This window comes from Pseudoroseomonas ludipueritiae, assembly GCF_014490445.1.
In the GTDB taxonomy this organism is placed as follows: domain Bacteria; phylum Pseudomonadota; class Alphaproteobacteria; order Acetobacterales; family Acetobacteraceae; genus Pseudoroseomonas; species Pseudoroseomonas ludipueritiae.
On the sequence record NZ_JACTUZ010000149.1, the window covers coordinates 1 to 11,187 of the forward strand.

At 71.2% G+C, this 11,187-nt stretch carries 10 protein-coding genes; 4 read left to right on the forward strand and 6 right to left on the reverse strand.

Going from position 1 to position 11,187, the window contains the following annotated elements:
• The first annotated feature begins 111 nt into the window (after positions 1-111).
• Both IBL25_RS21180 and IBL25_RS21185 read left to right on the forward strand, forming a co-directional pair.
• Positions 112-2,403 (forward strand): RNA degradosome polyphosphate kinase, encoded by a 2,292-nt coding sequence (locus IBL25_RS21180; RefSeq protein ID WP_379656123.1) that lies wholly within the window; start codon positions 112-114, stop codon positions 2,401-2,403.
• A gap of 24 nt (positions 2,404-2,427) precedes the next feature.
• Positions 2,428-3,936, forward strand: coding sequence for a Ppx/GppA family phosphatase (locus IBL25_RS21185; protein ID WP_187780491.1), 1,509 nt, complete (start codon positions 2,428-2,430; stop codon positions 3,934-3,936).
• Between the two features lie 274 nt (positions 3,937-4,210).
• Here the strand turns inward: IBL25_RS21185 and hisN are convergent, their stop codons facing one another.
• Together hisN and IBL25_RS21195 are read right to left on the reverse strand one after the other, a co-directional pair.
• Complete coding sequence (gene hisN / locus IBL25_RS21190) at positions 4,211-4,984, reverse strand: histidinol-phosphatase (RefSeq protein WP_187780492.1); 774 nt, start codon at positions 4,982-4,984, stop codon at positions 4,211-4,213.
• Entirely contained in the window at positions 4,984-5,520 is a 537-nt protein-coding gene (locus IBL25_RS21195) for a c-type cytochrome (protein WP_187780493.1), read from the reverse strand. Before IBL25_RS21195 ends, hisN begins: the two co-directional genes overlap by 1 nt.
• A gap of 191 nt (positions 5,521-5,711) precedes the next feature.
• On the opposite strand from IBL25_RS21195, the gene IBL25_RS21200 reads away from it, so the two are divergent.
• Positions 5,712-6,566: a prephenate dehydratase gene (locus tag IBL25_RS21200; RefSeq protein ID WP_187780494.1), complete on the forward strand. Its 855-nt coding sequence runs from the start codon at positions 5,712-5,714 to the stop codon at positions 6,564-6,566.
• Between the two features lie 275 nt (positions 6,567-6,841).
• On the opposite strand, the gene dut is transcribed toward IBL25_RS21200, so the two are convergent.
• Both dut and coaBC read right to left on the reverse strand, forming a co-directional pair.
• Positions 6,842-7,291, reverse strand: a complete 450-nt coding sequence (gene dut / locus IBL25_RS21205; protein WP_187780495.1) for a dUTP diphosphatase — start codon at positions 7,289-7,291, stop codon at positions 6,842-6,844.
• 10 nt (positions 7,292-7,301) lie between these two features.
• On the reverse strand, positions 7,302-8,510 hold the full coding sequence (gene coaBC / locus IBL25_RS21210; protein WP_187780496.1) for a bifunctional phosphopantothenoylcysteine decarboxylase/phosphopantothenate--cysteine ligase CoaBC: 1,209 nt from the start codon (positions 8,508-8,510) through the stop codon (positions 7,302-7,304).
• 216 nt (positions 8,511-8,726) lie between these two features.
• On the opposite strand from coaBC, the gene IBL25_RS21215 reads away from it, so the two are divergent.
• The gene (locus tag IBL25_RS21215; RefSeq protein WP_187780497.1) at positions 8,727-9,032 is read left to right on the forward strand and encodes a hypothetical protein; all 306 of its coding nucleotides are present in this window, start codon (positions 8,727-8,729) and stop codon (positions 9,030-9,032) included.
• Between the two features lie 83 nt (positions 9,033-9,115).
• Here the strand turns inward: IBL25_RS21215 and IBL25_RS21220 are convergent, their stop codons facing one another.
• Together IBL25_RS21220 and IBL25_RS21225 are read right to left on the reverse strand one after the other, a co-directional pair.
• Complete coding sequence (locus tag IBL25_RS21220; protein ID WP_187780498.1) at positions 9,116-10,228, reverse strand: glycosyltransferase family 4 protein; 1,113 nt, start codon at positions 10,226-10,228, stop codon at positions 9,116-9,118.
• A 274-nt stretch (positions 10,229-10,502) separates the two neighbouring features.
• Positions 10,503-11,187: heparinase II/III family protein (locus IBL25_RS21225; protein ID WP_187780499.1), on the reverse strand; the 685-nt coding region annotated here is incomplete at its 5' end.

The window sequence follows — 11,187 nt, forward strand, 5'->3', positions numbered from 1 at the left end:
CGGAGCGGCTGGACCGCGCGGCGCTGGCCGCCGGCGGCGCCGTCACCCGTGGTCTGGCCCGCGCCGCCCTGGCCGACTGGCCCGGCTTCGGCGCCGATGCTCTTCATGTTCATGACGTTTCCGCGGCGGAGGCCGCTCTTCCCTCCCCGGCCACACCCGCCTTGTTGTAGGCTGGCGGGCATGGATGCCACCGCCGCCACCCATTCGCCCGCCCTGCCCGCCGAACCGGCTGAAGCCGCCGCCATCGCCGCCGATGCGCCCGCGCGCTTCATCAACCGCGAGCTGTCCTGGCTGGACTTCAATGCCCGCGTGCTGGAGGAGGCGGAGAACCCGAAGCACCCGCTGCTGGAGCGGCTGCGCTTCGTGGCCATCTCGGCCTCCAACCTCGATGAATTCTATTCCGTCCGCGTCGCCGGGCTGGCGGGGCAGGAGCGCGCCGGCATCGCCGCCTCCTCGCCCGATGGGCTGACGCCGGGGCAGCAACTGGTGGCCATCCATGCCCGCGCCGCCGCCCTGACGGAGGAGCAGCACGCCGCCTGGCGCAGCCTGCGCGGCGAGCTGCGGGAGGCCGGCATCGGCGTGGTGGCGGTGGAGGAGCTTTCGGAAGCCGACCGCCGCTGGCTGGAAGGCTGGTTCCTGGAGCGCGTCTTCCCCGTGCTGACGCCGCTGGCGGTGGACCCGGCGCATCCCTTCCCCTTTATCGCCAATCTCGCACTCTGCATGGTGCTGAAGCTGGTGCGGGAGGAGGATGGCGGCATCATGCGCGCCCTGCTGCCGGTGCCGCCGCAGATCGAGCGCTTCGTGCGCCTGCCGCCGGCCGAGGACGCGCCCAACATCACCCCCGGCACCGGCCCGATCCGCTTCGTGCTGCTGGAGGAGCTGATCGGGCTGTTCCTGCACCGCCTCTTCCCCGGCTACATCAATGCCGAGCAGGGGCTGTTCCGCCTGATCCGCGACACCGACGTGGAATTCGAGGAAGAAGCGGAAGACCTCGTCCGCTCCTATGAGACCGCGCTGAAGCGGCGGCGGCGCGGCCGCGCCATCCAGCTCGCCATCGATGCCCGCATGGCCGCCGACCTGGTGGACTTCGTGGCGGAGGAGCTGGACGCGCCGCGCGCCGAGCTGTTCATGGTCGATGGCCTGCTGGGCATGGCGGACCTGAAGCAGTTGATCGTGGACGACCGCCCCGACCTGCTCTTCACGCCCTATACCCCCCGCTTCCCCGAGCGCATCCTGGATTTCGGCGGCGACTGCTTCGCCGCCATCCGCGCCAAGGACATCGTGGTCCACCATCCCTACGAGAGCTTCGACGTGGTGGTGCAGTTCCTGCGGCAGGCGGCGCGCGACCCCAGCGTGGTCGCCATCAAGCAGACGCTCTACCGCACCTCCCGCGACAGCCCCATCGCCCGCGCGCTGATCGAGGCCGCCGATCTCGGCAAATCCGTCACCGCCATGGTGGAGTTGAAGGCGCGCTTCGACGAGGAGCGCAACATCGCGCTCGCGCGCGAGCTGGAAGCGGCCGGCGTGCAGGTGGTCTTCGGCTTCGTGGACCTGAAGATCCACGCCAAGATGTCCCTGGTGGTGCGGCGGGAGGGCGGCTCGCTGCGCTCCTATGCCCATTTCGGCACGGGCAACTACCACCCCATCACGGCCCGCATCTACACGGACCTTTCCTTCTTCACCGCCGACCCGGGCCTGACGCGGGACGCGCAGAAGCTCTTCAACTACATGACCGGCTATGCCCGGCCGGAGACCATGGAAGGGCTGGCCTTCGCGCCGCTGACCATCCGCCCGGCGCTGATGGGGCTGATCGAGCAGGAGATCGCCTATGCCCGCGAGGGCAAGCCCGCCGGCATCTGGCTGAAGATGAATTCCCTGGTGGATGAGGCGCTGATCGACGCGCTCTACCGCGCCAGCCGCGCGGGGGTGAAGGTCGAATGCGTGGTGCGCGGCATCTGCTGCCTGCGCCCCGGCGTGCCGGGCATGAGCGAGAATATCCGGGTGAAGTCCATCATCGGCCGCTTCCTGGAACATTCGCGCATCATGGTCTTCGGCAACGGGCACCGCCTGCCCTCCCGCCGCGCCCGCGTCTTCATCTCCTCGGCCGACTGGATGGCGCGCAACATGGACTGGCGCGTGGAGACCCTGGTGCCGGTGGAGAACCCCACCGTGCATGCCCAGATCCTGGACCAGATCATGGTGGTGAACCTGAAGGACACCGCCCAGTCCTGGCAATTGCATGCCGATGGGCACTGGCGCCGGCTGGACGAAGGAGCCAACCCGGTCTCCGCCCACAATTATTTCATGACCAACCCGTCCTTGTCCGGGCGCGGCAGCGCGTTGCATCGTGCGCCACGCAATGCCACACCCCGGCGGCGCCAGGATCGCGTCGCCCAGGATTAACGCCCGCTGCCGAGGACTTCGCGCTTGGATCGACCGGAGACCGCCACCCTTCCCGCAACCTCCGGCCATCCGCCCCGCTGCGGCGCCGTGGACCTCGGCTCCAACTCGGTGCGCCTGGTGGTCTTCGAGGGGCGGGGGCGCAACCCGCTGCCCATCTTCAACGAAAAGGCCGTGCTCGGCCTCGGGCGCGGGCTGCAGACCACCGGCAAGCTGAACGAGGCGGCGGTGCCGCAGGCCCTGACCGTGATGGCCCGTTATTACGAGGTCGCCCGCGCCATGGGGGCGGAGCCGGTGCAGGTGCTGGCCACCGCCGCCATGCGCGATGCCAGCAACGGCCCCGACTTCGCCGCCGCGCTGCAGGAGCGCATGCCCGGCGTGCCCATCCATATCCTGACCGGGGAGGAGGAGGCGCGGCTTTCGGCCGAGGGCGTGCTGATGGGCTTCCCCGGCGCCGATGGCATCCTGGGTGACCTCGGCGGCGGTTCGCTGGAGCTGGTGGAGCTGAACCGCGGCGCCATCGGCCGCATGGTCTCCCTGCCGCTGGGCGCCATCCGCCTGTCCGACCGCGCGGGTGGCGAGGTGGCCCGTGCGCGCGGCATCGCCGAGGAGGAGCTGGGGCAGGTGCCCTGGCTCTCCGCGGGCCGTGAGCGCGACCTTTATCTCGTCGGCGGCGCCTGGCGCGCCATGGCCAAGATCCACATCGCCCAGACCTCCTACCCGCTCTCCATCGTCCACCACTACGTGCTGCGGCGGGAGGAAGCGCGCGACCTTTGCGGGCTGCTGATCGCCGCCACCCGCCGCACGCTGGAACGCATCCCCGGCGCGCCCAGCAAGCGCCTGCAGGACCTGCCCTTCGCCGCCGTGGCGCTGCGCCGCCTGCTGCGCGCCACCGGCGCCCGCCGCGTCGTCTTCAGCGCCAATGGCATGCGCGAGGGCTGGTATGCCCGGCAGATCCCGCAGGAAGCGCGGGCGCTGGACCCGCTGCTCTGCGCCGGGCGGGAGATGGCGGCGCGCTATGGCCGCGACACCGCCATGCCCCAGGCCCTGGTGGACTGGACCGCGCCCATCTGGCCCCAGGAAAGCCCCCCCGACGCGGCGCTGCGCGAAGCCGCCTGCTGGCTTTCGGATATCGGCAGCCACGACCACCCGGACTACCGCGCCGAGCAATCCTTCCTGCGCGTGCTGCGCCAGCCCGGCATCGGGCTGGACCACCACGAGCGCGCCTTCCTCGCCCTGGCCACCGCCCTGCGCTACGAGCCGGAACCGGATGCCACCTTCCTGACCCCCGCCCGCATGCTGCTGGATTCCGGCGCAATGCGGCGGGCGGAGATGCTGGGGGCGGTGCTGCGGCTGGCCTATACGCTCTCCGGCGGCACGCCGGCGCTGCTGTCCCGTACCTCGCTGCATGTCTCCGGCAGCGTCTTGACCCTGCGGCTGGCGGGCGGCGGCGTCTTCGCGGGCGACAGCGTGCAGCGGCGGGTGGAGAACCTGGCGGCGACGCTGGGGATGGAAGGAATGGTGGAGGCGGGATGAAGGCAGGCCAGGGGCGCTGCCCCTGGACCCCGCCGGGGTGGAAAGTCCACCCCGGACCCCGCTTCGAGTTTTCGGAGCCTTGAAGGCCGTGGCGGGGCGCTGGCCGCTGGTGCCGGAATTTCAGGAAAAGGCCACGCGGGCTGAAGCCGCAGTCGCCGGAGGTCCATGACCTCCGGCGGAACCACCGCGCCGCATGGTCCAAAACAGATGGCGGAGTCTGGGGTGACACTGTCGCCCCAGCAGGGTGGCCTGGAGGGGCGGCGCCCCTCCAGCCTTACCCGGCCAGCAGCGCCACGATCTCCGGCAGCAGCGCCGGATCGCCCACCGCGATCACCTGCCCCGGCCCGTCCAGCCGCAGCGGCTGGCCCTGCCAGTCCGTCAGGCGCCCGCCAGCGGCTTCCACCACCGGCGCCAGGGCAACCCAGTCCCAGGGCTTCAGGTCCGACTCGACCACCGCATCCACCAGCCCGAGCGCCAGTAGGCCGAAGCCGTAGCAGTCGCCGCCCCAGGTGACACGGCGCGCGGCCTGGCGCACGCGCTCGAAGCGCGGGGCTTCATCCGGCGTGAACATGTCCGGGCTGGTGCAGGAGAGCTCGGCCTCGGCCAGCCGGGCGCAGGGGCGGCTGCCGGGGGTGCCGCCCAGCGGTCCACGGAAGCGCAGCGGCTCCCCGGCCACGCCGATCCAGCGCTCGCCCGTCGCGGGCTGGTCGATCAGGCCCAGCACGGGGCGGCCGCGATGCATCAGCCCCACCAGGGTGCCGAAAATGGGCCGGCCGGTGACAAAGGCGCGGGTGCCGTCGATCGGGTCCACCACCCAGACATACTCGGCCTCGGCGGCGGTGGGGCCGTATTCCTCGCCCAGGATGCCGTGGTCGGGGAAGCGTTCGGCCAAAAGGGCGCGGATGGTGCGCTCGGCGCCCTTGTCCGCTTCCGTCACCGGGCTGGCGTCACCCTTGGCTTCCACCAGCAGGCGGGAACGAAAAAGGGGGCGGATAACCGCCCCCGCCGCATCGGCGGCCGCCTCGGCGGCCGCGATGAAGTCCCGCATCAGGGCAGCGGCTGCGGGTTGCCGGACAGCGTGCGCAGATAGGCGATCACATCCGCCCGCTGCTGGGTATTGCTGATGCCGGCAAAGGCCATGCGGGTGCCACGGATGTAGCGCGCGGGGCCGGCCAGGAAGTGGTTCAGCTCCTCATACCCCCAGGGCTTGTCCTTCAGGCTGGCCATGGCGGGGGAGTAGTTGAAGTCCGGGCGGTGCGCGTGCGGGCCGCCGACCACGCCATAGAGGTTCGGGCCGACCTTATTGGCCTGGCCTTCCTCGAAGGTATGGCAGGCGGAGCAGAGACGGCCGGCGACCTGCTTGCCGTTGTCGACATTGGCGGCAGCCAGCAGCGGCGTGATCTCGGCAATGGCCGGCGCTTCCTGCGCGGGGGCGCCCCCGGCGGCCGGCACGCCCTCGATGGCGATGGCCGTCTTCTCCAGGCGCTTCGGGTGCACGACCTGCTGCCCGATGAAGCCCGCCACCATGAAGGCGATGCCCGCCGTCAGCACGGCTGCAAATGCCTTGTTAGCCTCCAAGCTCATGCCGGCGTCCGTTCCCTGAATATGGCCCCTTTGAGCCGGGCGCGTTTGCGCCGGGCCGGGGCCTCGACTAGAAGCGCTCGGACCATAATGGCAGAGGCCCTCCGCTTCAACCCGTGTGCCACCGCGGCGCCACCGGAGAACGGCGGACGCGGGCCAAGGCTGAGATCTTTGATGCACGGACGGGGAGCCAGATGAGCGGTGTGATCGCATTCCAGGGCATGCCGGGGGCCTATTCCGACCTCGCCTGCCGCTCCGCCTATCCAGGCTGGACCACCCTGCCCTGCCCTTCCTTCGAGGCCGCCATGGCCGCCGTGCGCGAAGGCCGGGCCGAGCTGGCCATGCTGCCCTGCGAGAATTCCCTCGCCGGCCGCGTGCCCGACATCCACCGCCTGCTGCCCGATTCGGGCCTGCATGTGGTGGGCGAACATTATGAGCGCGTCGAGCACTGCCTGCTGGCCCATAAGGGCGCCAGCCTCGCCTCCATCCGCCGCGCCCACAGCCACCCCATGGCGCTGGGCCAGGTGCTGAACCTGCTGCGGGACATGAAGCTGGAGCCGGTGATCGAGGCCGATACCGCCGGCGCCGCCAAGCTGCTGGCCGAGAAGCACAGCCTGGAGGACGCGGCCATCGCCTCCTCGCTGGCCGGCGAGATCTACGGGCTGGAAATCCTGGCCCGCAATGTCGAGGACTCGGCGGACAATACCACCCGCTTCTACGTCATGGCGCGCGAGCCCCGGCCACTGCCGCCAGATACGGCGCGGGCCGTGACCACCTTTGTCTTCCGCGTCCGCAACATCCCGGCGGCGCTCTACAAGGCGCTGGGCGGCTTCGCGACCAACGGCGTGAACATGACCAAGCTGGAAAGCTACATGCTGAACGGCCGCTTCACCGCCACGCAGTTCCTCTGCGACGTGGATGGCGACCCGAGCGAACCCGGCCTGCGCCGCGCGCTGGAGGAACTGGCCTTCTTCTCCCGCGAAATGCGCGTGCTGGGCACCTACCCGGCCAGCCCGCACCGGCTGGAACACGGGCTGGAAGCAGACTGATCGAGGCCGGGGCCAAGGGGCGCTGCCCCTTGGAACCCCGCCGGGGTGGAAAGTCCACACCGGACCCCGCTGCCAGTTTGAGATCGGGCCTGGAGGGCGCGGCGTGGCACAGGCCGTCAGCATCAAGAATCCAAAAGGCCACGCGGGCTGAGGCCGCAGTCGCCGGAGGTCATGGACCTCCGGCGGAACCACAGATTCACAAATAAAAATGGCGGGGTCTGGGGTGACACTGTCACCCCAGCGGGGTCCAGGGGCAGCGCCCCTGGCCTGTCCTCTCAGTGCCCGGTGCTGCCGAAGCCGCCAGCGCCACGCACCGTTTCCGGCAACACCTCCACCTCGGCCCAGGCCGCCCGCACCACCGGCGCCACCACGCCCTGGGCGATTCGCGTGCCGCGCTCCACGGTGAAGGGCTCGGCCCCGGTGTTCAGCACGATGACGCCGACCTCGCCCCGGTAATCCTCGTCGATGGTGCCGGGGCTGTTGGGCAGGGTGATGCCGTGCTTCAGCGCCAGGCCGGAGCGTGGGCGCACCTGCAGCTCATAGCCTTCAGGCAGGGCGATCTGAAGGCCGGTGGGCACCAGGGCGCGGCCTCCCGGCGGGATCACCAGGGGCTCGCGCACGGCGGCCAGCAGGTCGAAGCCGGCGGCGCCGGTGGTGGCATAGCTGGGCAGCGGCAGGCCTTCGGCATGCGGCAGGCGGCGGACGGCGATGGTCACGGTGCTCATGCGGCGGGCTCTAGCGCGTTGTGGCCGCAGGCTCCAGCGCCTCGGCCACGCGGGCGGCGAGGCGGCGGGCCACTTCCTCCTTGGGCAGGCGGGGCCAGTCCTCGACCCCGGTGGCGGTCACCAGATGCACGGCATTCTCGGCGCCACCCATCACATCGCCGGAGACATCATTGGCCACGATCCAGTCGCAGCCCTTGCGGGCGCGCTTGGCGATGGCGTTGGGCACCACGTTCTCCGTCTCCGCCGCGAAGCCCACCACCAGCCCAGGGCGCCGGGCATGGGCGGAAAGGGTGGCCAGGATGTCGGGGTTCAGGGCCAGTTCCAGCGGCGGCGGGGCCTCGCCGGGGATCTTCTTCAGCTTCTGCCCGGCCTCGCGCGCCGTGCGCCAGTCGGCCACGGCGGCGGCGCAGATGGCGGCATCGGCGGGCAGCGCGGCCTCGCAAGCGGCCAGCATCTCCCGCGCGCTTTCCACGCGCACCACCGCCACGCCCACCGGGTCCGGCTGCGTCACGGGGCCGGAGACCAGGGTGACGCGCGCGCCCAGCGCCGCCAGGGCTCCGGCGATGGCATGGCCCTGCTTGCCGCTGGAGCGGTTGGCGATGTAGCGCACGGGGTCGATCGGCTCATGCGTCGGGCCAGAGGTCACCAGCACATGCCGCCCCGCCAGCGGGCGGGGGCCGGCCAGGATGGCCTCGATGGCGGCGAGGATTTCCTCGGGCTCGGCCAGGCGGCCGGGGCCGCTCTCGGCCTCCGCCATGGCGCCCTCATTGGGGCCGATGCCGCGGATGCCGCGCGCGGCCAGCACCGCCATGTTCGCGCGGGTGGCCGGGTGGGCCCACATGGCCCAGTTCATCGCCGGGGCCACCAGCACCGGGCGGTCGGTGGCCAGCAGCAGCGTGGTGGCGAGGTCATCCGCCAGCCCATGCGCCATGCGCGCCAGCATATTGGCCGAAGCCGGCGCCACCACCACCAGGTCCGGCATCCGCGCCAGGCGGATATGGCCCAGCTCAGCCTCCTCGGGCAGCGACCAGAGATCCTGCTGCACCGCCTCCCCCGCGATGGCTTGCAGGGCATGGGGGGTGACGAAGCGGGCGCCGCCCTCGGTCAGCACGGGGGTGACGCGGGCGCCGGCCTTGCGCAGCAGCCGCACCAGCGCCAGGGCCTTGAAGGCCGAGACGCTGCCGGAAACGATCAGGAGGATGTGCTTGTCAGCGAGCATGGGCGCCACGCTAGCCCTTGCCCGGGCGGGCCGGAAGGGTGGGCGCGGCGGCAGGGTCCGGCACCGTGCCCTCGCGCGGAATTGTCATGCTTCCGTCATCCGCCGCGCAAATACCGGCCATCGTGCCAGGAAATTGGCCAAGCTTGCGGAGATGGTTCAGGAAAAGGGCAACAGGCGGCGCCAAGCCGTCACGACCTCTCAAGGATAATAAGAACAATGTTCCGCAAGGTTATTCTTTCCGCCCTCCTCGCCACCGGCATCGCTGGCACCGCGATGGCTGGGGAGCCCCTCACGATTCTTGGCACCGGCGAGAATTTCGCCGTCGATTACTCCAATGATGGCGGCAATATCCTGGGCGGCGGCGCCGTGCAGGTGATCGGCAATGGCGAGGGCGCCGAATACCGCCACGCCCGCAATGCCCCGGCCCAGGGCGGCTACCTGCCCCAGGTGGTGGGCAATGGCGAAAGTGCCCGCATCGTTTATTCCCCCGCGCCCATCGCCGATTACGCGCCGCGCGGCTGACGCCTCCCGCCTCCCCCGCGCCATCCAGCCCCCCCTCCGGATGCAGGCCGGCCACCCTCCCCCGGGTGGCCGGCCTTTCGCGTTTAGAGGCCCATCAGGTCCAGGGTGCGGGCCACCACCTTGGCCTCATCGAAATGCGCCAGGGCATAACGGCGCCCGGCCTCGCCCATGCGGGCGCGCAGCGCCGGATCGGCGGCAAGCGCCGCGATGGCCCCGGCCAGCGGCTCCACCGTGCGGGGCGGCACCAGCAGGCCGGTCTCGCCCGGCAGCACCTGCTCGCGCGGGCCGCGGATATCGGTGGCCACCACCGGCAGGCCGCTCAGCATGGCCTCGATGACCGACATCGGCAGGCCCTCGAAATGGCTGGGCAGGCAGAAGATATCCGCCGCCGCCAGCACATCCGGGATGTCGTCCCGGTAGCCCAGCCGCACCAGCCGCCGCCCCAACAGGCGCTCGGCGCGGGCGAAATCCTCCGCCATGTCGGGGCCGTGGTCCGAGTCGAGCCGGTTGCCCACCACCCAGAGCGTGGCATTCGGCACCTGCTCCATGGCCCGCAGCAGCTCCACATGCCCCTTGTGGCGCACGATGCGGGAGACGATGACGACGACGCAGTCTTCCGGCGCCGCGCCCAGTTCCGCCCGCAGCGCCGCGCGCGCCGCCGGGTCGGGTGCCGCGAAGCGCGCCGGGTCCCGCCCATTGCCGATGCCCACCGCATGCCGCGCGATGCCGAGGCGCCGGGCATCCGCCGCCTCCTCCTGGCTCACGGTCATGAAGACATCGGTGGCGCGGCCGCCGATCCATTCCAGCCCCAGCGCCAGCCCCTTCCGCCAGGCCGGCCCGGGCTGGTTGAACAGGAAGCCATGGCCGGTATAGGCGATGCGCGGCACCCCCGCCGCCTTGGCCGCCGCCCGCGCCAGCAGGCCGGAGATGGGCATGTGCCCATGCACCAGGTCGAACTTCTCCGCCCGGAAGATATCCAGCAGCGCCTTGAAGGCCCGCGCCTGCGCCACCGGGTTCAGGCTGCGCGCCATGGGGACCGGGATCATGCGGAAGCCCTCGGCGCGTGGGATCTCCAGCATCGGGCCATCGGCGCAAAGGCCCACCACCTCATGCCCCCGCGCGCGGGCGCCGCGCATCAACGGCAGCACGAAATGGCGCATGGAAAAATCGACGTTGCAGACTTCGGCAATCTTCATGGGTCGCGGTGGTGGGGGAGAATGAATTCTCCCCCAGGCCCCCTCTTCTTTTCTTTTTTCGAGTTTGGCGGCGCAGCGGAGGAACCGAGGGAAGCGCCAGTGGAAGATGCGAAGGGCCGCGCGGGCTGAAGCCTCGGTCGCCGGAGGTCCATGACCTCCGGCACGCCCCGGCGCTGGATGGGTGCCGCCGCAGGCGCACCCGGGAACCCGCAGAAAAAGGAGGGGGTCTGGGGGAGTTCACTCCCCCAGCCTTCACCCAGGCGCAAGGCCCGCCTCAACCCTCGGCGTTGGGCTGCGGCAGGTTCACCCGGCTCAGCGCCCACTGGACGGAGGCGGTGCCGGCCTCGGCCGTCAGCACCACCTGGCTGGTGCGGCGCGGCTCGCCCGCCATGAAGACGCTTTCCTCCAGCGCCGCCTTGGCCCGGCTGGCCCGCAGCCGCCAGGAGGCGCCGGAGGGCAGGCGCAGCAGCACCGCGTTCTCGTCTTCCTGCAGGCTGGCGACGACGCCGGGATGCAGGTGGAAGCGGATGGCGAAGGCGGGTGTGTCCTCGCCCTCCACCACATCCTCGCCGCGCAGGTCGTCGCCGGATTCGGAGAGGTAGAGGCGGCGGCGGTGGATGACGCCGAAGCCCTTCTTGTAGCCGTCGTGGCTGGCATCCAGCCATTGCGCGCCATTGGCTTCCTGGCGCTCGGCCTCCACCATCTCGACCCGGCGGCCCAGGCCGTCGTCCTTCAGCTCACTGCTGTTGGTATCGGACAGCGTCAGGGTGGAATGGGCGGCGGTGGAGCGCAGCGCGTCCCGCCAGGCGCCTTCGGCCGCCGGCGCCGCGCCGCAATTGACGATGAGGCGGTCGCGGCCCACCGACATCTCGAAGGAGAGCGTGCCGGCGCCGTGCAGCCGGTCCGCATGGCGCGGCAGGCCGGCGGGGCCGCTGGAGGGGCCGCGCTGGGCTTCCGGC